The following is a 22,605-nucleotide window of genomic DNA, read 5'->3' on the forward strand; positions in this document are numbered from 1 at the left end:
TTTTCACGCCCGCGGGGAGTTAGCTAATCGCGATTGGGAACAGTGCACCAAACAACATTGCACCCAGAATCGCACCGCCGGTAATCGGCTTTTGCCAGAGGTAGAAAAGCAGCGCGCCAAGCAGGGAACCGATACCGATTGGAATGGAGGCGGTCATCGCGCTGAGAATAATCAATGGGCCAAGGAAGCGGCCAGAGGCGTTACCTGCGCCCATCATCACGTCGGCCCCGTAGGTCGAGTCGCTCTGATTAATGGTGAACTTACGCGCCAGAATAATGACGTAACCAATCGCCAGGCCAATCACCAGGCCGGTAATCAGTGAAGCGATAAAGTTGGTCACCGGGAACATGATGCCCGCGCCCAGCAGCAGCGCCGGAACGCCGAGGCCGACGCCGGTTTGGATCGCGCCGCCGATGTCCAGAATCCCCACCAGCGAGCCTTCGATGATGCGGGCAAACAGGAAGCTTGCGCCAAACGCCGCCACCGCGCCGTAAGCACCGGTATCAATCCCGGCGCGCAGCATGGAGACAAACGCCACTTCGTTAAATGCGCCAATACCGTAGAGGTAGTACATGTGCGTCCCGGCGAACACGCCGGAGGAGAGCAGACCAACAAAGATCGGGAACGACCAGTCGGCATACCAAAAACCTTTATTCTGTTCCATTTCGAGGCTCCCGTTATTTGCCGCTGAGCGAGTTGTGGATCAGATCGAGCCAGTTCGGCACGGTCAGATGGAAGGATTCGATCATCTTCATATCGAAGCCGCGGAAGAAGGCGCTCAGGACAAACAGCACCACGATGGCGCTCATCATCACTTTGGTGATGCGGTTCCAGCCGCTCTCTTCAACACCTTTACCAATCAGAATACCCAGCACCAGACCCGGCACGGCGTTCCCCATGATCATCTGCGCCGCGCCGCCAAAGACGGTGGCCCAGAAGCCGGATTTTTTACCCGCGTCGATCGCCGCCAGCCAGAAGATAACCGGCATCACCGTATTCACCAGCAGGTTCGCTGCCGGAACCAGTACCTTCACAGCGGTCACCTGGAGTGATTCGGGTACTGAGGAGGCGGTTAAGTTGAGGAAGGTGACAACCAGCATGCCGATCACGCCACAGGCAATCGCCATTTTCTTCGGATCGTGCAGCGTCTCGCCAACGTTACGGTTTTTGATCATCAGTGCCGCCGCGCCCCAGTTCGGGATGATGCGGTGGTCAACGTCCTGGGTAAATGAACCTGCTGCAACGGAAGAGGCCCAGGCGTTAAAGAAGAAGCCAAGGCCAAAGGAGAAGTGTGACGCCGGGTCGCCTTCACAGGAGTTCAGCTCCCCCAACGTACGAAACGCGCCCATACCTTGCGTGGTAGGCGCATGGAACATGCGTGCAGCACCGGCCCCTACACCGACGCCAACCAGGCCGCCGATAATGAGCGATTTTATTAATATAATTAAGAACATCAGTCTGCCCTTCTGTGTGATTTAGCTCTGCGTGACGAAATCCACGTTGTCGAGATTGATGGCGGTCACGTTGACGGTCACGTCCAGCTCCACGCTGTAGGTGCGTCGTTCCCGGCGCAAAAAGAAGAATAAGAACGCTTCTTTGCGCACCGCTTCATACGCATGAACAACCTGCACATCCTGTGGCTCAATACGCAGTAAGATGTGCGGTGTATCTTTCATCACCGCGGCCTGGACATGGTTTAGCGCATCGGCAAAGGCGCGCGCTTTGGCGTCGCCTTTCCCTTTGACTCTCACCGTTTTGGTGAATTGTTGTTTCATACTCACGCGCCGTACTTCTTCTGCCACGCCTGTACCAGACGCTCGCCCAGCTCTTCTTTATCCATAAAACCGAAGCCCAGCACGTTGCAGCCTTCATTAATCGCGGTGACGCCTTCATCAACAGAGCGCATGCCGTATTTGGCTTTGTAGCCATATTTGGTCTGGGCGGTGATTGCACCTGCACCGCCGCTGCCGCAGAAAGAGATACCAAAAGTGGCGTTTTCCGCTTTCATGACATCGCCCAACTTCATATCTGCCGCCACGCCCGGGACAACAACCGCACGACCACCGGCTTTCTCAACGCCTGCGGCCACTTTCTGGCCTTTGCCTAAACGATCGCCAATCACAACGGTAATCTGTTCCATGTTTTGCTCCTTAAAGGTTTTCTTTTGCGACTTCGAAGTGAACGGAAAGCAGCCAGGACTCTTCGTCAGGAAGATTGCCAAACTGCGCGACCACTTCGCGGGCAAGTTGCATTGATTCTGGTGAAATTTCGTCGAACAGGCTGGCATCTACCTCTGGCAGTGGCTCACCGGTCACAGACCGATGCGCCATTGCGCGCAGGTGGGAAGTCAGCATCTGTTCCTGTACGTCGTTGGGGATAATGTTGTGGCTGCGTAACAGGGCGAAAACCTGCTTCAGCATGGTGTCGGCAAGCTGTTCTGTTTGCGCTGCCGGTTCCACATCATTGTTCACTACCGCTGCATTCATCACTCGTCTTACCCCGTTAATGGCTCTGGGTTCAAAGTAACGATGCGCGTTGCAGGTTTGTAGCGAGTTGTTTTCCACTTCAAAGTGGAAAGGCGAAGGAGGCCAGTGATCTGTGCCACAAAATTTGCGGTTTTAACGATTTATCGGCGGAAAAGCGTGATATTCATCACGCGAATATGTCCTGAAATGGAAATTTAATGGGGGAAAACGTGTGGTGGATTTGTGCAAAATTGTGAGGTGGATAAGGTTTGCTTATGTGCGGTGTCATTGCCGGATGCGCTTCGCTTATCCGGCCTACGAGGGCAGTGATTTGTAGGCCGGATAAGCGAAGCGCATCCGGCATAAAAACGAGCGCTATTTTGGAATTTGCAAAATAATATTATCCAAATCCCTGTCGCTGTATTTATCAGTAAGCTCAATAAAAGCCACCCCCGCTTTTCGGCAGGCTTCCTTTTTTACCGCATCGCGCTGAATGGCATTTCCCTGATAATGGCCACTCCCCTGATACTCAATGACCACGAGCGGATCGCCATAGGGCGAAATAATAACAAAGTCGACGCGTTTATTATTGACGCAGAAATAGGCGCTTTTATTCGGGGAACTAATAATTTCCCCCATACTGACCTGCGTAAAAAGTCGATAGCCCGGTCGGTTAGCCTTTAGCAGCGGCTCCAGGCGAACAAAGAGGCCATACTCCTCTTTGTTCATCAGTTTACTTTTGTGGAAGTCACTACGGGCGACAATATCGAGTTGGTTTTCAGATTTAGCTGAAGATTTGAATGACTTGCGCGGTTTCTTTTTATTCAGCAACGCACTTAGCATTACCAAAAAAACAGCAATAATAATTATATATTCCATTATATGTAATATTCCGATTAATAAGCTCAAAGAATAGATTGAAAATTTAGAATATATAATATCAGAGAACAACAAAAATAAAAAAGGCGGTGATATCACCGCCTCCCTGGAATTAACGAAACTTCTTGTGGTTTTCGTTGCGCGTGGCTTTAAAGTCTTCCGCCGCCGCTTTGGCTTCCTGCACTTTGCCTTCATTCACCAGCTTCAGCGCGCCATCAATTTGCCCGACCAGGACATCAAAGCCGTGACGATAATCTTTCATCTCGGCGCTATCAGCCGCTTTGCTTTCCAGCTTCGGCGGGGTCTCTTTCTGGGCGTCCAGCGCGGCGGTACGCATTTCGGTGAGCGCCGCTTTCAGCTCAGTCGCATCCGAAGTGCTCTCCACCACTTTGAGGTTTTTCGCCAGCGTATCCATATCCTCTTCGAGATCGGCGAACGCAGGTGCTGCCGCGCCCAACGCAAGAGAGGATACGGCCAACATTGCTAAGAGTTTTTTACGCATTGCTCACTTCCTTTTTTATTATTAAGCAATCAGACGCGGCAGGGCGCGTCCGTAAAAACCGGGCGTTATTGCCCGGCGATTTTCATCTCCGGCAGAAGCACGGAGCCACACTGGATATTGCTGCGCGTTTCGATATCGTCAGCAATCGTGACGATATTACGCCACATATCTTTCAGATTTCCTGCGATCGTAATCTCACTGACCGGATACTGGATCTCGCCATTTTCGACCCAGAAACCGGATGCACCGCGAGAATAGTCGCCGGTAATACCGCTGACACCTTGTCCCATCAATTCCGTGACGACAAGACCTGTCCCCATCTCTTTAAGCAACTTTTCAAAACTCAGGCCGCGACCGGCGATGCGCCAGTTGTGGATGCCGCCCGCGTGACCGGTGCTCTTCAGGCCCAGCTTACGCGCAGAGTAATTCGTCAGCAGCCACTGCATCAGCACGCCATCCTTGATGATGTCGCGGCGCTCAGTGCGCACACCTTCACTATCGAATGGCGTGGAGGCCAGCCCTTTCAGCAGGTGCGGGTGTTCTTCAATGGTGAGCCACTCCGGCAGAATCTGCTTACCGAGAGAATCGAGCAGGAAGGTCGATTTGCGATACACCGAACCACCGGCAATCGCACCGACCAGATGTCCAAACAGACCGGTTGCCACTTCGTTGGCGAAAATCACCGGCGCTTTCATGGTAGAGAGTTTACGCGGCGACAGACGTGCCAGCGTGCGGCGGGCACACTCTTCACCAACGGCTTCCGGCGTTTGCAGATCGCCCAACGCACGGCCAATGGTATAAGCGTAATCGCGTTCCATATCACCGTCGGCTTCGGCTATCACACAGCTGGAGAGCGAGTGGCGCGTCGAGCAATAGCTTTGCAGCATGCCGTGGCTGTTACCAAACACTTTGATACCGTAGTGGCTGTTAAAGCTGCCGCCTTCGGTATTGGTGATGCGTTTGTCAGCCTTCAGCGACGCCTGTTCCGCACGGGCGGCGTATTCAATGGCTTCATCCGGCGTCACTTCAGCCGGATGGAACAGGTCGAGATCCGGCGCATCGAAGGCCAGCAGATCTTTATCCGCAACGCCCGCGCACGGATCTGGTGAGGTATAGCGCGCAATATCCAGCGCCGCCTGAACCGTTCGCGCGATGGCGTCCGGACTGAGATCGGTTGAGGACGCGCTGCCCTTACGATTCTGGTGATAGACGGTGATGCCAAGCGCACCATCACTATTAAATTCAACGTTTTCCACTTCACCATAACGGGTGCTGACGCCAATGCCCGTGGTCTTACTCACCGCGACTTCAGCACCATCTGATTTGCCTGATGCCAGTTCCAGTGCGGTGGAGACAGCTTTTTCCAGCGCAATACGCTGTTCTGCAACTTGTGTGATTACTTTCATCGCCAATGCCATAATGTTAGGTAAAGTTACCTGAAGTCTAACAGAGAACCCTTTCTCAGTGTGCGCCCAAGCTGTTAGTATTAGCCTCTTTTTTAAGGAGCCTGAAATGACAAAGCAGCCCGAAGACTGGCTCGACGACGTGCCCGGTGATGATATCGAGGACGAAGATGATGAAATTATCTGGGTCAGCAAGAGTGAAATTAAACGTGATGCCGAAGAGCTGAAGCAGCTTGGCGGTGAGATCGTAGACCTGGGTAAAAACGCGCTGGATAAAATCCCGCTCGATGATGACCTGCGTGCCGCCATTGAACTGGCGCAGCGCATCAAGAAAGAAGGTCGCCGCCGCCAGATGCAGCTGATCGGTAAAATGTTACGTAGCCGCGACGTCGAGCCGATTCGCCAGGCACTGGATAAGCTGAAAAACCGCCACAATCAGCAGGTTGCCCTGTTCCATAAACTGGAACAACTGCGCGATCGTCTGATTGATAACGGTGACGAAGCGATGGATGAAGTCCTGAATCTGTGGCCGAATGCTGACCGTCAGCAACTGCGTTCACTGATCCGCAACGCGAAGAAAGAGAAAGAAGGGAATAAGCCGCCGAAGTCTTCGCGTCTGATTTTCCAGTATCTGCGCGAACTGGCAGAGAACGAAGGGTAAGGCGGGAGCAGGTTTGTTTCCCCTCACCCCGGCCCTCTCCCGCAGGGAGAGGGAGAAAACAGGTGCGGACTGTTCCCTCTCCCTCAGGGAGAGGGTTAGGGTGAGGGTTGTTTCAGCCCCATCACCACTCCGCACAACCCCTCCTTAAACCGCTGATACCCCGTCGCATCGATCCCCTGCAGGTAACTCAGCACCACCAGCTCATGGTCGGCAATCCCCTGATGATACGTCGGGTGCGCGTGCGCCCACGGGTTCGCGACAAAACCCATTGATTGATAAAACCGCAGCCGCCGATGAGCAACCTCCGTGGTAAGCGGGTCGATCTCCAGCACCGTTAACGGGGCGCGGGTCAAAAGTTCAGCCAGCAAAATCTTGCCGTAACCTTTTGAACGTAACGCGCTATCAACCGCCAGATGCTCAATATAAAGCATCTCTCCCAGCCGCCAGCTACCGCTCATCCCCACAAATTGTTCATCGTCAAACCACGCTTCCAGCGCATAGCGCGGGTCGTTAAGTGCCTGCGCTTTCGCCGCAGGTTCGCGCTGTTCATGCCACGGAAAAGCCTGCACGTAGAGCGCATCGACGCGCGCAAAAAGCGCCGAGTCTGTTGAAGTGAGTTTATGTGCCGAAAGCATCCACGTCCTCCGCAGAAATTTGCCAATAAAAAAGCCAACCGGTTTCCCGGTTGGCTGCGCAGAAACCTGACCTGAGTGAGGTTACTGTTGTTGCTGTTCCGCTTTTTTCGCCAGGCCGTCCAGCAGTTTCTGGTGGATACCACCAAAGCCGCCGTTGCTCATCACCAGAATGTGATCGCCCGGATGCGCGGTTTTCAGCACCATGTCTACCAGCGTATCGACGTCGGCGCTCCAGTGCGCAGGCTGCACGCAGGCTTCCGCCACTTCGGCCACCTGCCACGGAATGTGCTGCGGCTGAAGCAGGAAAACTTCATCCGCGCGGCCCAGCGACGGGGCGAGATCGTCTTTGCAGACGCCCATTTTCATGGTGTTGGAACGGGGTTCGAGTACCGCCAGAATGCGTGCTGTGCCGCCGACTTTACCGCGCAGCGCCTGAAGCGTGGCGAGGATGGCTGTCGGGTGGTGCGCGAAGTCATCGTAAACGCTCACGCCGTTGGCTTCACCACGCAGTTCAAGGCGGCGACGGGCGTTGATGAACGAACCCAGCGCGTTCGCCGCATCCGCAGGCGTAACGCCGACGTGACGCGCGGCAGCAATCGCCATCAGGCCATTGTGCATGTTGTGCTCGCCCACCAGGCCCCATTTCACCTGACCGACAACGTCGCCATCGAGCAGCACTTCCCACTCGGAGGCATCAGCATTCAGTTTTTTCGCCTGCCAGTGGCCCTGTTCGCCCACCAGTTCCTGCTCGCTCCAGCAACCCATCGCCATCGTCTGTTTCAGATTGATGTCGTTTTCCGGCCAGATAATGCGCCCCTGCCCCGGTACGATGCGCACCAGGTGATGGAACTGTTTCTGAATCGCTTTCAGGTCGTCAAAGATGTCCGCGTGATCGAACTCAAGGTTGTTGAGGATCAGCGTGCGCGGGCAGTAATGCACGAATTTAGAACGCTTATCGAAGAAGGCGCAGTCGTATTCATCCGCTTCAATCACAAAGAACGGGCTGTCACCCAGACGCGCGGAAACGTCGAAGTTGCCCGGCACACCGCCGATCACAAAGCCCGGCTTGTAGCCGCACGCGTCGAGGATCCAGGTCGCCATGCCGGCCGTGGTGGTTTTCCCGTGCGTACCGGCAACGGCCAGCACCCAGCGGTCGCGCAGGACGAAATCATGTAGCCATTGCGGGCCGGACATGTACGGAATGTTCTTTTCCAGCACCGCTTCAACACACGGATTCCCGCGCGTCATGGCGTTACCGATGATCACCAGATCCGGCTGCGGGTCGAGCTGGCTGGCGTCGTATCCCTGAATTAAATCAATGCCCTGGTTCTCAAGCAGCGTGCTCATTGGCGGATACACATTCGCATCCGAGCCCGTTACTTCATGGCCGAGGGAGCGAGCCAACATTGCCAGTCCGCCCATGAAAGTGCCACAAATTCCCAAAATATGAATGCGCATACGTCACTATCCTTCTTTTATCTACCGCACATTTTACCCACATGTTCGCCAGCAGAGAAATGCATTTCAGGATATTCCGTACTTTGCTGGCGCGATTCACCTGTGCGCATTCTTTTTATTCTTTGTTAAGATTGTTGCAGTCGCTTTACTCCACATTAACTGCAGGGAAAGTGTTATGAAAACGTTAGGTGAATTTATTGTCGAGAAACAGCATGAGTTTTCTCATGCGACCGGTGAGCTTACCGCTCTGCTGTCGGCAATAAAGTTAGGTGCCAAAATCATCCACCGCGATATCAACAAAGCAGGTCTGGTTGATATCCTGGGTGCCAGCGGTGCTGAAAATGTTCAGGGCGAGGTGCAGCAAAAACTCGATCTGTTCGCCAACGAAAAACTGAAAGCCGCACTGCGCGCCCGCGATATCGTCGCTGGCATCGCATCCGAAGAAGAAGACGAGATTGTGGTCTTTGAAGGGTGTGAACACGCGAAATATGTTGTGTTGATGGATCCACTGGACGGCTCCTCCAACATCGATGTGAACGTCTCTGTCGGGACGATTTTCTCTATCTATCGCCGCGTGACCCCTGTCGGTACGCCGGTCACTGAAGAAGATTTCCTGCAACCGGGTAACAAGCAGGTCGCTGCCGGTTACGTGGTTTATGGCTCCTCAACCATGCTGGTTTACACCACCGGTTGCGGCGTCCATGCCTTCACCTACGACCCATCACTGGGCGTGTTCTGCCTGAGCCAGGAGCGCATGCGCTTCCCGCAAAAAGGCAAAACTTACTCCATTAACGAAGGTAACTACATTCGTTTCCCGGCTGGCGTGAAAAAGTACATTAAGTTCTGCCAGGAAGAAGATAAATCTACGCAGCGCCCGTACACATCGCGCTACATCGGTTCTCTGGTGGCGGACTTCCATCGCAATCTGCTGAAAGGCGGCATTTACCTCTACCCAAGCACCGCCAGCCACCCGGAAGGGAAACTGCGTCTGCTGTATGAGTGCAATCCGATGGCATTCCTTGCGGAGCAAGCGGGTGGCAAAGCCAGCGACGGCGTGAATCGTATTCTGGATATCGTGCCGGAAACCCTGCACCAGCGTCGTTCATTCTTCGTCGGTAACGACCATATGGTCGACGATGTAGAACGTTTTATCCGTGAGTTCCCTGACGCGTAAATTCGCCAAAAAATGAAAAGGGAGCCTCGCTCCCTTTTTTTATAGCTTCGTCGCCACCCTTGTCACTGGCGCATTCTGCCGATTCTCCCACAGCACGGTCAGCGCACGTTGCAGCGCGATAAAGACAAACAACAGAATGCCGATGGCGATTTTCGTCCACCATGAACTGAGCGTACCGTCAAAGTTGATGTAGGTCTGAATCAAGCCCTGAATCCCCACGCCAAACAGGGTGCCGAGCACAGTTCCAACTCCGCCGCTTAACAGCGTGCCACCGATGACAACCGACGCAATCGCGTCCAGCTCTACACCGACGCCCGCCAACGCATAGCCCGCCTGGGTGTAGATTGAGAAGACAATACCCGCCAGCGTCGCCAGCCCGGTTGAAAGCATATAGATGCGGATCGTTGTACTGCGGGTGGAAATGCCCATCAGGTTTGCTGACGTTGCGCTGCCGCCGATGGCATAAACCTGATTACCAAATCGCGTGCGATGGGCGAGAAAAATTCCGACCACCACCACCATCAGCATCAACAGCCCCATCGCGCTTAAGCGCCCGCCGCCGGGGATCACCCACGCGAGGCTTGAAAGTGTGTCATAAACGGGATGGTTAATCGGAATCGACTCTTCAGAGACCAGATAACTGACGCCGCGCAGGAAGAACATCCCCGCAAGCGTAATGATGAACGCCGGGATTTTCAGCGCATCAATCAGCAGCCCCATAAATGCACCAAACGCACAGCCCATCACCAGCACCAGCGGGAAAGCCAGCAGCGGTGAGATCCCCCAGAAGCCGATCGCTTTGGCGAGGAATACGCCGGTAAAGGCGATCACCGACCCGACCGAGAGATCGATCCCCCCGGAAAGGATCACAAACGTCATGCCGACCGCAATGATCCCCAGAAAGGCATTATCAGTGAGAATATTGCAAATGACCCGCGTCGAGGCGAAGCCGGGAAACTGGGTCAGGCAGTAGAGATAACCGAGGATGAAAACGCCGAGCGTGATCATCAGCGGTAAATTACGTTTTATCATGGCCGCGCATCCCCTTCAGTAAACTAATAAAGCGCGGTGACTGAACAATCAGCACACACAGCACCACCACCGCTTTGACTACCTGGTTGAGCTCCGGCGGGAAACCCGAGAGCAAAATTCCGGTGTTCATCCCCTGAATAATCAGCGCCCCCACCACCGACAGCAACAGGTTAAAACGCCCGCCCATCAGCGATCCGCCGCCAATCACCACCGCCAGAATGGCGTCCAGCTCCAGCCAGAGCCCGGCGTTATTGGCATCCGCACCGCGAATATCCGCCGCCACAATCACCCCGGCGATGGCTGCGCACACGCCACTCAGGACGTAGGTCAGCATCACCACAATGCGCGTGTTTACCCCGGCATTTTTCGCCGCACGGATGTTAATACCCACCGCTTCGATAAACATGCCCAGCGCCGTTTTGCGGGTAAACAGCCAGAAAATCAGCAATGTCACCAGCGCGATAATTACCGGCGTCGGGAACAACAGCAGCGAGCCGCTGCCCAGCCACGCCAGATGCGGTGAATCAAAGGTGACAATCTGCCCGGTAGTGATCAGTTGCGCGACGCCACGCCCGGCGACCATCAAAATTAACGTCGCCACAAAGGGCTGAATTTTAAGGATGGCGACCAGGATACCGTTCCACAGCCCCGCCAGCGCCCCCGAGGCAAGCGCTGCGAGCAGCACAATCGGCAGGCTGTGCCCGGCAACGGTCATCGAGGCCGCCGTCGCCCCGGCAATCGCCATCACCGCCCCCACTGATAGGTCGATCCCACCCGTCGCAATCACCAGCGTCATACCGATCGCCAGTAGCGCAACGGGAGCGGCGCGATTGAGGATATCAATCGGGCTGCCAAACAGGCGTCCATCCTGCAACACCACCTGTAAGAAGTGTGGCGAGACGAGGCTATCAACCAGCAGCACCAGGATAAGCGCAATAATTTGTGGCGTTCCCGTCGGCCATTTAAAGCGGCGTTTGGGCTGGCCAGCCTGGGGTAAAGATTGTGGCATCACGGTTTACTCCTTATGCCGCAATAGCATTCATAATGGCCGGAACGGAGAGCTTATCGAGCGGGATCTCCGCCACCTGTCGGCGATCGCGCATGATGATTACCCGGTCGGCATAACCCACCAGTTCTTCCAGTTCAGATGAAATCACCAGCAGCGCCAGCCCATCAGCGCACAGGGTTTCGATCAGGCGGATGATCTCTGCATGCGCGCCGACGTCGATCCCGCGCGTGGGTTCGTCGAGGATCAGGAACTGCGGGCGCGTCAGCAGCCAGCGTGAGAGCAGGACTTTTTGCTGGTTGCCGCCAGAGAGAAATTCGATCGGCTGTTCAGCGCTCGGTGTGCGAATGCCGAGCTGGCGGATAAAGCGCTCGGCAATCTCGTTTTGTTCTTTGCGTGGAATGGGTCTCAGCCAGCCGCGCTGCGCCTGAAGCGCCAGAATGATGTTTTCCCGCACCGACGCGGCGGCAATAATGCCGTCGGTTTTGCGATCTTCCGGGCAGAAGCCGATCCCCAGGCAGGACGCCTGATGCGGCGATCGCAGGGTTTGGCGTTTACCTTTGATCGTCGCGCTGCCGCTGTCAGCGGGTTTGATGCCGAAGATCACCTCCGCCGTTTCGGTTCGCCCGGAACCGAGTAATCCGGCCAGCCCGACGATCTCTCCGGGGCGCACCTGGAGATCGAACGGTTCGATGGTGCCCTTTTTGCCGAAACCTTCAAATGCGGCGATCGGTTTGTCGCTTAACAATGTGCGGCCTGCGCGATGTAAGGCGTGAGTATCCAGTTCGCGGCCAAGCATCATTTTTACCAGATCGATTTGCGGCAATTCGCGGGTTTCCCGGCAGCCCACAAACGCGCCGTTGCGCAGCACGGTAATGCGATCGCTCACCGCGTACACCTGATCGAGAAAGTGGGTGACGAAGATCAGGCTGACGCCCTGATCGCGCAGTTGTCGCATCAGGGTGAACAGCATCTCCACTTCTTTGGTGTCGAGGCTGGCGGTGGGCTCATCAAGGATCAGCACTTTGGCAGAGAGATCGATAGCACGGCAAATCGCCACGATTTGCTGCATCGCCACGGAAAAGCGGTTGAGCGGCTCGCGGACATCCAGCGAAAATCCGTAAGATTCCATCAGCGCGGTGGCACGCTTTTCCATCTCTTTACGGCGCAGAAAACCGAAGCGTTTCGGCTCGCGGCCAATAAAAAGATTATCCGCCACTGACATATTGGGCAGCAGGTTCACTTCCTGATACACAGTGCCGATACCCAGCTGCTGGGCGTGGGCGGTGTTTTTGGGCGAGATGGTGATGCCATCCAGCCAGATTGTGCCGCGATCGGCATGGTAAACGCCGGTTAAGGCTTTGATGAGCGTCGATTTCCCCGCACCATTTTCGCCGAGCAGCGCCATTATTTCGCCGCGCCGCAGGCTGAAATCAACGTTATCCAGCGCTTTGACGCCGGGGAAGAATTTGCTTAATCCTTCAGTGCGGAGGATTTCCTGGTGTTGGTTGGTGCTCATGGTTTCCCCCTCACCCTAACCCTCTCCCACAGGGAGAGGGGATGGATTGTGCAAATGGTAAGATTCTGTCCCGTTTTTCCCCTCACCCTAACCCTCTCCCGCAGGGAGAGGGGACGGATAGCGAGGATGGTTAGGTTCTGCTTTTGTTTTCTCCCTGTGGGAGAGGGCCGGGGTGAGGGGCCAAACTCAATACCCCATATTTTTCTTCTTCTCTAACTCTTCTTTCGCCGTATCCGGCAGGTAAAGCGTTGATTTGGTGACGGTGACTTTTTCCGGCAGGGTGCCGTCTTTTTTGAATTTCTCCAGCGCATCAAACGCCGGGCCGGCCATGTTTGGCGTCAGTTCAACACTGGCGTTTGCTTCCCCGGCAATCATCGCTTTATAGATATCCGGCACGCCGTCGATTGAGCCGGTGAGGATATCTTTGCCCGGTTTCAGCCCCGCTTCTTTAATCGCCTGAATCGCGCCGATCACCATGTCATCGTTATGCGCGTAAACCATGCATATGTTCTTGCCGTTGTTCTCGGCCTTGATGAAGCTCTCCATCACCTCTTTACCCTTGCTGCGGGTAAAGTCACCGGATTGAGAACGGATAATTTTGATGTTTGGCGCTTTGGCGATGGCTTCTGCAAAGCCTTTCTTACGGTCAATCGCCACGCTTGCGCCCACTGTGCCTTGCAGCTCAACAACGTTACATGGCTTGCCGTCGACAGTTTTAGTAAGCCATTCCCCAATCAACTGCCCTTCGAGTACGTTATTTGCCGTGACGGTCGTCATGTAGAGTGATTTGTCTTTCACATCAATCGAGCGATCAAGCAGGAAGACCGGGATTTGCGCGTCTTTCGCTTCTTTTAACACCGGTTCCCAGCCTGTTGCGACCACTGGCGCAATGAAGATGGCATCCACACCCTGGGCGATGAATGAGCGTACCGCTTTGATTTGATTCTCTTGTTTCTGCTGACCATCGGCGATTTTAAGGGTGATACCGCGTTTCTGCGCTTCACTCTTCGCAACGTTGGTTTCCGCTGCGCGCCAGCCGGATTCAGAACCGACCTGCGAAAATCCCACTGTTAAAGGGGCAGCCATGACCATAGACGACATGGCTGCGGAAACTGCTGTGACAAGAAGTAAGCGCTTCCACATAAAGTTATCCTCGTAGGGTTATTGTTGGTGAAAAACACGCCTGCGAACAAACTATAGACAATCCCAAATGTAACAGAATGCGTTACATCACAATTCAAGAAAGTGAATACAATGTTAATTGTCAGTATTAGCAAGAGCTGAGGAGGAATCAGGGATAGGACAATGATTGATATTGCAGAATTTTCGTACGATTTGGGGACTATCAATACGACAATGTAAACGGTTTCACAATTTTATTCAGGATGCGGCTAACTTTATGGATTTTAGAGCTATCGGAAGGCACTGAAAAAGGCGCTCTGGATGAGAGAAGAGATAAAACAGGTCAAGACTTTCGCGATGAGTTGGCTATAATACCCGCCACTTGTTTGCCATACATTTTAAAGGAAACAGACATGAGCTTACTCAACGTCCCTGCGGGTAAAGATCTGCCGGAAGATATCTACGTCGTTATCGAGATCCCGGCGAACGCGGATCCTATCAAATACGAAGTCGACAAAGAGAGCGGCGCACTGTTCGTTGACCGCTTCATGTCCACTGCGATGTTCTATCCGTGCAACTACGGTTACATCAACCACACCCTGTCTTTGGACGGCGATCCGGTTGACGTACTGGTTCCGACGCCGTACCCGCTGCAGCCGGGTTCTGTGATTCGCTGCCGTCCGGTTGGCGTGCTGAAAATGACCGACGAGTCTGGCGAAGATGCCAAACTGGTTGCGGTTCCGCACACCAAACTGAGCAAAGAATACGATCACATCAAAGATGTGAACGACCTGCCGGAACTGCTGAAAGCGCAGATCACCCACTTCTTCGAGCACTACAAAGACCTCGAAAAAGGCAAATGGGTTAAAGTTGACGGTTGGGACAATGCTGAAGCGGCTAAAGCGGAAATCATTGCTTCCTTCGAGCGTGCGAAGAAATAAGCTTTCTTTTTGCGCGATAAAAGACACCGCTTCGGCGGTGTTTTTTTATGTCTGAGTATCAGCATTGCCGGATGCGGCTAACGCCTTATCCGGCCTACAAAGTAGTGCAAATTCAATAAATTGCAGAAATATTGTAGGCCTGATAAGCGTAGCGCATCAGGCAATGTTGCATTCGTCATCACTCTCACACCGCTTCGGCGGTGTTTTTTATGCCCGAAGGCATCACCGCGTAGTCCGCCTAATCCAGAATCGCCTGCGCCCGAAGTAACACATCCTCCATAACTTCCGCGCTCGCCTCACCCATTTTCTTCGCACCGCGCGCGCGTAAGTCCATCATGCGAAACTGATTAACCAGCACAACACCACTAACGTCTCCCTTTTTGCAGCCCAACGGAACGGTAAATCCGGCATAACGCGCATAGTTTCCCCCCTGCGTAATGGGTGCTACCAGCACCATCCCGAACCGGTTAAAGGCGCTGACGGAAAGCACGAGCGCTGGGCGCCCCACACCTTTTTGTTCGTGCCCGCTCGCGGGATCAAAGCCCACCAGCACGATATCTCCACGTGAAAATTCCGTGCTTTTTACCATGCTTCATCGCCTTGCGGAGCGTTCTTACCCCAAATGTCATCTTCGCCTGGCGCAGGCGCATTGATGTCGCATTCGGCCAGCAAAGCGTCTAATGAATAGTGCCGCTTTAGCGGTGTCAGGATAATTTGGTTTTCTTTCACATTGACCTCCATGTTCTGCCCGGCAGACAGATTCAGCTCTTTGACGACGGTGCCTGGAATGACCATCCCCATACTGTTTCCCCATTTCTTGATGGTTACATGCATATCGCCTCCTGAAGTTATACAAAGTATAACTCAGTAGGTTCCCGACGAGTTTGCCTTTTCTGTATCAAACGCGCCAGCACGCTTTCTCGCGTTTTTATTAATCTGGAAAGAGTCATGTGAGTGAAGAGAAAACGAAGATGCGTTGCAGAATAAGCACGCTGCAGCGCACAAAAAACAACGCCACCCGAAGGTGGCGTTATAAGGATTAATACTGGTCTTTGTCTAACCAGTCTCCGCTTTCTATCAGCGGTAGCCCATCAACCGGGCGCTGATAGACGTACATCCAGGCACTACCGTATGGCGTTTGGATAAGGTGACGAGCATATTCACCCGCTTTAGTGCGTAGCTCGTCAAGTTCAGCCATCGTCGCCGCATCAACCCGGTAAACTTCACCGTGTACTGTGCCCGTTCCCGGCACGGCGCCTGGATAGTGGCCCAGGCTGTACAGTTGATAATCGTCTACGCTGTGCTGGCCCAGCAACTGGGCGTTGGTCATCCAGTGGCTGTTGCCTTGTTTACGCCGCAAACTGCCGTATACAAATATTCGCATTGCTAAAACTCAAACTGATAGAGCAAATCAAGCGCCTGGTCGATACCAGACACCGCTTCCAGATATAGCTTAGGCATCAGGCGATAGCGTAACGTGAGTGTCGCTAAGGAGTCAAAGATCCCTACACCATATTTCACCTGCAGACCCGGCAGTACGTAGCCGCTGACCACGACCTGGGATGAGTCGCCCACCCCTTGCGTGTCCAGCGCCAGATTGCTTACGCCAAATGTCTCGCCGATTTTACCCACAACCTGACCACTTTGTGCAACCCCCAGGCCAATAAGCATGGATGTCATCGCGGCACTGTCGCTCTGATCGCTGTCCAGCCCCTGTCCACGAACCAGGTAAGAGAGCGCCATTTGTTGCGACATCGCCGGGTCGGAGAAGACTTCGGCTTTCGGCTGGTCTGCCGGGCCGGTGACGCGAATACCTGCCGTCACATCATCTTCGGTAGCATCCGGGTTACGGATGGCTTCGATGTTCAGCAGCGGCTGGTCAGGCGGGCCGGAGAAGAGCAGCTCGCCTTTACGCACAATCAAATCCTGGCCGTAGGCGTGGAAGCGCCCTTCTGGAATGTTAATTTGCCCGTTCAGGCCGAGCCCCTGTTTATCCTGCGCCACTTTCAGGTCGCCGGTGAGTCGCGCTTTCAGGCCAAACGCATCCAGACGCACGTTGTTGCCGACGTGAATGGTCAGGTTACTGTTGATCGGGATCGACGCAGTTTTCGGGTTTTCCGGCTGTAGCTGGTCGTTGAGCATCACTTCATCGCTGGAGACACCCACTGCGCTTTCCGGTACGTCGTGTACCACAATGCGCGCCCACGGCACATCAACGCTGCCGTCGAGCGTAAACAGGCTCGGCGTGGCGTTAAATACTACATCCGGCGAGACATCGAGACGCACCATCGGCGGCACGGTAATGCGTACCCGGCTCCCTTTCGCCGCCACGCTGGCGCGCCAGTTGTCGATCTGCGTCCAGTCGGCGTTGCCGCTCAGGCTAATGCGTCCCTGCTGCGTCACCACTTCCCCTTGCAGGGTCGAGCGCGTGCCGTTGAAGTTCATCGCAATCTGGCTCGGCTGCATGTCGAACGGCATGAAGTTAGCGTCGAGATCGACACCGTTCAGTTGCATTTGCCCAAATAGCTGCGGCCCCTGAACGTCGCCACCGAGACGCAGGTTGGCGTTCAGCGTCCCTGCCGCTTTCTCGCCTTTTGCGAAGATAGGGTTAATCATCGCCAGCGAGAAGTTGCGGATGTTGACGTTGCCGCCCAGATTACGCCGCCCCTGCGGATCGGTGACCTGTACCTGACCATCAAGCTGCCCGTTATTGGTCAGGCGAATCATCCAACCCAGCTCGGCGCGGTTGTTGTGCAGGTCTGCATTGAGATTAAGCGTGTCAAATGCCACCGGCAGCGGTGCGTCGTTCACGATTTGCGTGACCTTCACGTTGCGGCCATTAAGCGTCACTTTACCCTGCGGCAAGCCCTCTTTTGTGGTGTCCCAGCTCACGTCAGCGTTACCGCTAAACACGCCGCTGGCCTGCGTCTCTTCCGGCATAAACGGTTTGAGCATCGCCAGGTCGAAACGGTTGAGGTTCACCTGTGCACGGCCCGTTGCTCCGGCATCGATGGTCTGCGGCACGCAGAGCTCAGCGTTCGGGTTAATCCAGCAGTGCGGGCCCACGCTGATTTTCTGCTCTTTGTTACGGTAATCAAGCGCGATCGCGCGAGACAGCGACCACGGGCCGACCGGTGTCTGGAAACGGGTGTCGCTCAGCGCGCCTTTCCAGCGCTCTTCTTTGCGATCAAAACTGCCCGCCAGCGCCAGTTGCCCGGAGACCGGTTCACCGTTGATGCGCAGATTCAGCGTGTGCTGTTTCTCGCTACCTTTGGCACTGAGATCCACCAGGCGGATATCCACGCCAGGCTGCGCAATGCGCTCCACACGCACATCAAGATTGCCCGCAATCTGGTCGGTGGATTTCACATCGCCTTCCACGCGTACCTGACCGACAGTCAGCTCCTGCCAGCGCAGGCCGCGCGCGGTGATATCCGCTAGCAACTGCGGCGCTTCCACCGTGCCGCGCACTTTCACCAGGCCTTTCGCCGTACCGCCCAGCCCCGGCAAGGCGTTATCCAGATTAGGTGCATCAATAGTGGCGTCGAGATTGAGATCTTTAACGCCCAACTCACCTTTCACGTCCGCACTGTTGCGCCCCAGTTCAAGATGCAGGCCTGGAATGGTCCACTGCATGTAGCTGTTGCCCTTCAGGGAGCCATCAACGTTTACTTTGTTCTGTTTCACGTTGCCGGTGATTTTCAGCGACGGCACATCCATCTGCCAGGTACCGCCGTACAGGCTGCCCTGAGTTTTGATCAGGCCATCCAGCTTCGACGGCCAATCCGGCACCTCTTTTGCCGTGTTGATGCCGTGCAATGCCAGCTCACCGCGCCAGCTGATCGCCTGCTGCCAGTCGAGCAGAGCTTTCAGCTCGGTGGTGCCCTCCAGCGCCGCCACGGTGAGTTTGTCGAGGTTGACCTGAAGTTCGTTGCCTTTCGCATCCAGCTTAATGTTGGCAGGCGGCACGCCCTGACCTTTCACCGCCGTCGCGAACGACAGGGTGTAGTCGGTCATCTTACCGCTGAGTTTCAGTTTCAGATCGTCAGCCTGGAACTGCTTCTCGCCGGTAAACGGCCAGTAGAGCTGTTTGCTGTTAACTTCGAGATTCAGCGGCAATCCGGCTTCAGCCAGTTGCGTTTGCGCGCGCAGTGACATATCGACCGGGCCAGAGAGATTCACGCCCAGCTCCAGTTGCTTACGCACATCACCGCCCAGCTTGAGCTTGATTTTCTCGCCCTTCAACGGGTCGATATTGAGCGTACTGTTGAGGGTGATATCCACCGGCCAGTCGTTGGTCAGCTGCGCGGTGCCGGTGGCATTCACCGTTCCCTGACTGGAGTCGATATCCAGCGTATCCAGCTTCATGTTACCGTCGATGCTGCTGACCTTCAGCAGCATCTTGTACACGGTCAGATCCGTATCACCGGTTACGCGTAACTGTTCGCCGCTGAAAGATTCAATATTCAGATTGAGCGGCAGATGCACATCGGTCATCTCCGGCAGCACTGGTTTCGAGAAGAGATCTTTCATCGTCTCGCCGAGCGGTTTCTCTTGCGGCTGCGGGTTCTCTATCTTCGGTTCAACCACCTCTTTCTGCGCCACATCCGCCACTTTCGGCAAAGCGATCAGCAGCCCTTGCAGCGTGGTTGGCGTCAGCGTCAGGTTTTTCTCCTGCCAGTTCAGCCCGGTCATGAAATCCATCACCGACACGGTAGTGTCGTCGATTTTGATATTCACATTGTTGAGCGACACGCGGCTAAGCGTAATGGGGTACGGCGTAGAGAGATTCAGCGGGCCGCTCTCTTCCTCTTCTGCCGCCGGGGAGGACGGCGGCATTTTGCTGCTGTCGATGGCGACGTTGACGTCACGCAGGGCAATATCATCCACGCACAGGCTGCTGCTCCACAGGCATTCGGTTTTCACCGCCAGGTGGAACTCACCCGCATTCACCGCCACACCCGGCTGGGTGTAGCGCACATTTTTCAGCGTCAGATCGCGCCAGCCGCCGGTCACCTGGCCGATTTCCAGCCCCGGCACCCAGCGGTTCGCCGCGTTGAATAACAGATGCAAACCTTTGGTGGTGCCAATCAGGAACACCACCGCCCCGATAAGCAGCACGATAAAAATCAGTACGCCGAGGCTTATCTTCTTCCATAAACTCATAATTCAGGCCCCAGACCGATGTAGAACTGTAAACCGTGCTCGTCTTTATCGCCCAGCGGCGCGGCAACGTCGAGCTTGACCGGGCCAACGGGCGACTGCCAACGAACACCTACACCCGCGCCGGTTTTCCAGTCGCTGCGGCGGATATCGCTCACCGCTTCACCGCCATCCATGAAGACCGCGCCCCACCATTTACCGGTGACGTTGTACTGGTACTCAACCGAGCCCGTCGCCAGTTTCGAGGCCCCTTTCAGCTTGCCGTCATCGTATTCCGGCGAGATTGACTTGTATTTATAGCCACGAATACTGCGGTCGCCCCCGGCGAAGAAACGCAAGTCCGGTGGTACTTTGTCAAAGTCGCCCGTTTCAATCCAGCCGAGGTTGCCGCGCATCACAAAGCGGTGTTTGTCGTATAAAGTTCGAATCCAGACGTTTTGCGCCTGCCAGACGCTGAAGTCGACGTCTGAGCCCCAGGCGGTGTTGGAGTAGTCGATAGAGTAACGTTGGGAATCGCCCCACGTCGGCATCAGGCCGCCGCGCGAGCGGGTACGGCTGATCATCACCCCCGGGTACAGCAGCATGGTGGTGTTGGTGACGTTACCCTGGGTAAAGTGGTCGAAGCTCCAGCGCAGGTTAATCGCCCGCTGCCAGCCACTGGAAAGATCCCAGTAGCGCGAGAGTGCAAGCGTGGTGGAGTCGGCTTCCGTATCGTTCAGGTCGGTGCGCTTAAAGCCCCCTTGCACCAGATAATACTGTTCAAGCGGGTTCTTCAGGAGCGGCATCTTGTAGCTGAAATCGAGGATCTGCTCAGGCGATGAGACGCTGGCGCTGGTCGTCAGGCTATGCCCATAGGAGTTGATCCACGGTTTTTTCCACGTGGCCTTCACGCGCGGCCCGACGTCCGTCGAATAACCAATACCGGTTTCGATGGTGTTTTCACTGCGCGGCGACACCACGCCATGCAGCGGTAACACTTTCGTTTTGCGTGATTTTTCGAATTCTGGCGCGACCACCACCGATTTAAACCAGCCGGTTGCCGAGAGGCGGCGGTTCAGCTCTGCCAGGTCACTGGACTGGTAATAATCGCCCTGCTTAAACGGCACGAGGTTTTGCAGATACTCTTCACGAATCTGCGAGCCTTCAAAGGTGACCGGGCCGAAGCGATAGCGCTCGCCGCTGTCATAATCGATATCCCAGAACGCCTGATGACGATCGAGCGCGATACCGAGCTGGCTCTTTTTGAATTCGCTATCAAAATAGCCGCGACGCAGCGCAACGCTGGTTAAGCCTTTTTTGAAATCGTCGTAATCGCTGTGATCGAGAATAGTGCCTATCGCCGGACGCGTTTTCAGCAGCGCGAGATAATCTTTATCGGTACGCGCACCGCCGCGCAGAATCACGTCGGTGCCACCAATGCGCACCGGTTCGCCCGGCGTGACTTTCGCCAGCAACACCTGACGCCCTTTTGCCGGCGGCGGCTTAAGTTCAAAATCGATAGTCGGTTCGTAATAACCGAGGGCTTTTAAGCCTTCACGGATGGCGTCATCGACGCGCGCGCGAAAACGGCGATCTGGCGTGACCTCATCACCCTGAATCGTCGAGAGCTGCGCTCGAACGTTTTTTTCCAGTTGCCCTGAAAGTCCTTCAACCTGCAAACGTATATTCGCTGCACTGGCAACACCGCTGGTCAGCAGTAAACCGACCACACATAACTGGCGGATTTGTCGCACATTTTCTCCTGAATATCCTGTTTCCACCCCTGATGGAAACGAAAGCCTTTCCACGGCAATAACGGCGTCGGATACGTATCAACTGATTCCCTGCTCATACGTATGGCGCTCTGTTTTTAATAACCCTAAACATTCTCGGGTTGAAAAAGAGACAACACCCCAAATTATTCTTATGTTTAAATCTAGACGTATTCGGCGTGTTTATTGTGTTAAAACTCACGCCTGGTTACAACCTTAACCGCTCATCCCGTAATCAGGAGACCGTCCTATGAGCTTATTTGAGAAAAATCACCTTGTGTCTCAATCGGATGCGCTTCCCGGACGCAACACCCCGATGCCTGTAGATACGTTACACGCCGTTAACGGTCACTCGATGACGAATATTCCGGATGGCATGGAAGTGGCCATATTCGCGATGGGATGCTTCTGGGGCGTCGAGCGCCTGTTCTGGCAGCTTCCTGGCGTGTACAGCACAGCGGCTGGCTACAGCGGCGGTTACACCCCCAATCCGACCTACCGCGAAGTCTGCTCCGGGCTGACCGGGCACGCCGAGGCGGTACGCGTGGTCTATGATCCGTCCGTTATCAGCTATGCGCAGCTATTGCAGGTATTCTGGGAAAATCACGACCCGGCGCAGGGTATGCAGCAGGGGAACGACCACGGTACGCAGTATCGCTCCGCGATTTATGTGCTGACGCCGGAGCAGGAGCGTGAAGCGCACGCCAGCGCCGAACGCTTCCAGGCCGCAATGAAAAGCGCGGGCGACAATCGTCGCATTACCACGGAAATCGCCGCCGCCAAACCATTCTACTATGCAGAAGATGACCACCAGCAGTATCTGCACAAAAACCCGTACGGGTACTGCGGTATCGGCGGAATTGGTGTCTGTCTCCCGCCTCAGCAGGCGTAACG

At 55.0% G+C, this 22,605-nt stretch carries 23 protein-coding genes; 4 read left to right on the plus strand and 19 right to left on the minus strand.

Annotation, left to right across the window (positions count from 1 at the left end; all coding sequences use genetic code 11):
* Positions 1–19: 19 nt before the first annotated feature.
* From ACOXYR_RS19110 to pmbA, 8 genes are all read right to left on the minus strand, one after another.
* Complete coding sequence (locus tag ACOXYR_RS19110) at positions 20–664, minus strand: DUF4310 family protein (RefSeq protein ID WP_015966148.1); 645 nt, start codon at positions 662–664, stop codon at positions 20–22.
* Between the two features lie 13 nt (positions 665–677).
* Positions 678–1,454, minus strand: a complete 777-nt coding sequence (locus ACOXYR_RS19115) for a DUF4311 domain-containing protein (protein ID WP_108476176.1) — start codon at positions 1,452–1,454, stop codon at positions 678–680.
* A 21-nt stretch (positions 1,455–1,475) separates the two neighbouring features.
* Entirely contained in the window at positions 1,476–1,775 is a 300-nt protein-coding gene (locus ACOXYR_RS19120; protein ID WP_015966150.1) for a DUF4312 family protein, read from the minus strand.
* Between the two features lie 2 nt (positions 1,776–1,777).
* Positions 1,778–2,140 carry an SFCGS family glycine-rich protein gene (locus ACOXYR_RS19125; RefSeq protein ID WP_008786042.1) on the minus strand — a complete coding sequence of 121 codons (363 nt, stop codon included), beginning with the start codon at positions 2,138–2,140 and terminating at the stop codon, positions 1,778–1,780.
* A 10-nt stretch (positions 2,141–2,150) separates the two neighbouring features.
* A complete protein-coding gene (locus ACOXYR_RS19130; RefSeq protein ID WP_108476175.1) occupies positions 2,151–2,489 on the minus strand; it encodes a PRD domain-containing protein in 339 nt (112 codons plus the stop codon).
* A 351-nt stretch (positions 2,490–2,840) separates the two neighbouring features.
* Positions 2,841–3,344: a DUF2726 domain-containing protein gene (locus ACOXYR_RS19135; RefSeq protein ID WP_350435515.1), complete on the minus strand. Its 504-nt coding sequence runs from the start codon at positions 3,342–3,344 to the stop codon at positions 2,841–2,843.
* 112 nt (positions 3,345–3,456) lie between these two features.
* Positions 3,457–3,846, minus strand: coding sequence for a cytochrome b562 (gene cybC / locus ACOXYR_RS19140; RefSeq protein ID WP_108476173.1), 390 nt, complete (start codon positions 3,844–3,846; stop codon positions 3,457–3,459).
* 65 nt (positions 3,847–3,911) lie between these two features.
* Positions 3,912–5,264 (minus strand): metalloprotease PmbA, encoded by a 1,353-nt coding sequence (gene pmbA, locus ACOXYR_RS19145; RefSeq protein WP_108476172.1) that lies wholly within the window; start codon positions 5,262–5,264, stop codon positions 3,912–3,914.
* Between the two features lie 94 nt (positions 5,265–5,358).
* Here pmbA and yjgA point away from each other — a divergent pair, with 94 nt between their 5' ends.
* Positions 5,359–5,910: a ribosome biogenesis factor YjgA gene (yjgA, locus tag ACOXYR_RS19150; protein ID WP_015966156.1), complete on the plus strand. Its 552-nt coding sequence runs from the start codon at positions 5,359–5,361 to the stop codon at positions 5,908–5,910.
* 95 nt (positions 5,911–6,005) lie between these two features.
* Here the strand turns inward: yjgA and ACOXYR_RS19155 are convergent, their stop codons facing one another.
* Together ACOXYR_RS19155 and mpl are read right to left on the minus strand one after the other, a co-directional pair.
* On the minus strand, positions 6,006–6,545 hold the full coding sequence (locus tag ACOXYR_RS19155) for a GNAT family N-acetyltransferase (RefSeq protein WP_421355683.1): 540 nt from the start codon (positions 6,543–6,545) through the stop codon (positions 6,006–6,008).
* Positions 6,546–6,626: 81 nt separating this feature from the next.
* Positions 6,627–8,003, minus strand: coding sequence for a UDP-N-acetylmuramate:L-alanyl-gamma-D-glutamyl-meso-diaminopimelate ligase (gene mpl / locus ACOXYR_RS19160; RefSeq protein WP_108476170.1), 1,377 nt, complete (start codon positions 8,001–8,003; stop codon positions 6,627–6,629).
* A 175-nt stretch (positions 8,004–8,178) separates the two neighbouring features.
* Between mpl and fbp the strand changes: the two genes are divergently transcribed.
* Positions 8,179–9,177 (plus strand): class 1 fructose-bisphosphatase, encoded by a 999-nt coding sequence (fbp, locus tag ACOXYR_RS19165; RefSeq protein WP_108476169.1) that lies wholly within the window; start codon positions 8,179–8,181, stop codon positions 9,175–9,177.
* 39 nt (positions 9,178–9,216) lie between these two features.
* On the opposite strand, the gene yjfF is transcribed toward fbp, so the two are convergent.
* The 4 genes from yjfF to ytfQ all read right to left on the minus strand — a co-directional run bounded on the left by yjfF (position 9,217) and on the right by ytfQ (position 13,877).
* A complete protein-coding gene (gene yjfF, locus ACOXYR_RS19170; RefSeq protein ID WP_421355684.1) occupies positions 9,217–10,209 on the minus strand; it encodes a galactofuranose ABC transporter, permease protein YjfF in 993 nt (330 codons plus the stop codon).
* Entirely contained in the window at positions 10,196–11,221 is a 1,026-nt protein-coding gene (gene ytfT / locus ACOXYR_RS19175; protein ID WP_113858115.1) for a galactofuranose ABC transporter, ATP-binding protein YtfT, read from the minus strand. The genes yjfF and ytfT overlap by 14 nt, the downstream gene beginning before the upstream one ends.
* 10 nt (positions 11,222–11,231) lie before the next feature.
* Positions 11,232–12,734: a galactofuranose ABC transporter, ATP-binding protein YtfR gene (gene ytfR, locus ACOXYR_RS19180; protein ID WP_421355685.1), complete on the minus strand. Its 1,503-nt coding sequence runs from the start codon at positions 12,732–12,734 to the stop codon at positions 11,232–11,234.
* Positions 12,735–12,920: 186 nt separating this feature from the next.
* Positions 12,921–13,877, minus strand: coding sequence for a galactofuranose ABC transporter, galactofuranose-binding protein YtfQ (ytfQ, locus tag ACOXYR_RS19185; RefSeq protein ID WP_108476165.1), 957 nt, complete (start codon positions 13,875–13,877; stop codon positions 12,921–12,923).
* A 392-nt stretch (positions 13,878–14,269) separates the two neighbouring features.
* On the opposite strand from ytfQ, the gene ppa reads away from it, so the two are divergent.
* On the plus strand, positions 14,270–14,797 hold the full coding sequence (gene ppa, locus ACOXYR_RS19190) for an inorganic diphosphatase (RefSeq protein WP_108476164.1): 528 nt from the start codon (positions 14,270–14,272) through the stop codon (positions 14,795–14,797).
* Positions 14,798–15,035: 238 nt separating this feature from the next.
* Here ppa and ACOXYR_RS19195 read toward each other — a convergent pair whose 3' ends face one another.
* The 5 genes from ACOXYR_RS19195 to tamA form a co-directional block, all read right to left on the minus strand.
* Complete coding sequence (locus ACOXYR_RS19195) at positions 15,036–15,386, minus strand: type II toxin-antitoxin system ChpB family toxin (protein ID WP_108476163.1); 351 nt, start codon at positions 15,384–15,386, stop codon at positions 15,036–15,038.
* On the minus strand, positions 15,380–15,631 hold the full coding sequence (locus ACOXYR_RS19200; RefSeq protein WP_421355686.1) for an AbrB/MazE/SpoVT family DNA-binding domain-containing protein: 252 nt from the start codon (positions 15,629–15,631) through the stop codon (positions 15,380–15,382). Before ACOXYR_RS19200 ends, ACOXYR_RS19195 begins: the two co-directional genes overlap by 7 nt.
* 205 nt (positions 15,632–15,836) lie before the next feature.
* On the minus strand, positions 15,837–16,181 hold the full coding sequence (locus tag ACOXYR_RS19205) for a gamma-glutamylcyclotransferase family protein (protein WP_108476161.1): 345 nt from the start codon (positions 16,179–16,181) through the stop codon (positions 15,837–15,839).
* A gap of 2 nt (positions 16,182–16,183) precedes the next feature.
* Positions 16,184–19,963, minus strand: coding sequence for an autotransporter assembly complex protein TamB (gene tamB / locus ACOXYR_RS19210; RefSeq protein ID WP_421355687.1), 3,780 nt, complete (start codon positions 19,961–19,963; stop codon positions 16,184–16,186).
* Positions 19,960–21,693, minus strand: coding sequence for an autotransporter assembly complex protein TamA (gene tamA, locus ACOXYR_RS19215; protein WP_421355688.1), 1,734 nt, complete (start codon positions 21,691–21,693; stop codon positions 19,960–19,962). The genes tamB and tamA overlap by 4 nt, the downstream gene beginning before the upstream one ends.
* A gap of 268 nt (positions 21,694–21,961) precedes the next feature.
* On the opposite strand from tamA, the gene msrA reads away from it, so the two are divergent.
* The gene (gene msrA / locus ACOXYR_RS19220) at positions 21,962–22,603 is read left to right on the plus strand and encodes a peptide-methionine (S)-S-oxide reductase MsrA (protein ID WP_113858110.1); all 642 of its coding nucleotides are present in this window, start codon (positions 21,962–21,964) and stop codon (positions 22,601–22,603) included.
* The last annotated feature ends 2 nt before the right edge of the window (positions 22,604–22,605 follow it).

Source organism: Pseudocitrobacter faecalis (assembly GCF_965231525.1).
In the GTDB taxonomy this organism is placed as follows: Bacteria; Pseudomonadota; Gammaproteobacteria; order Enterobacterales; family Enterobacteriaceae; genus Pseudocitrobacter; species Pseudocitrobacter faecalis.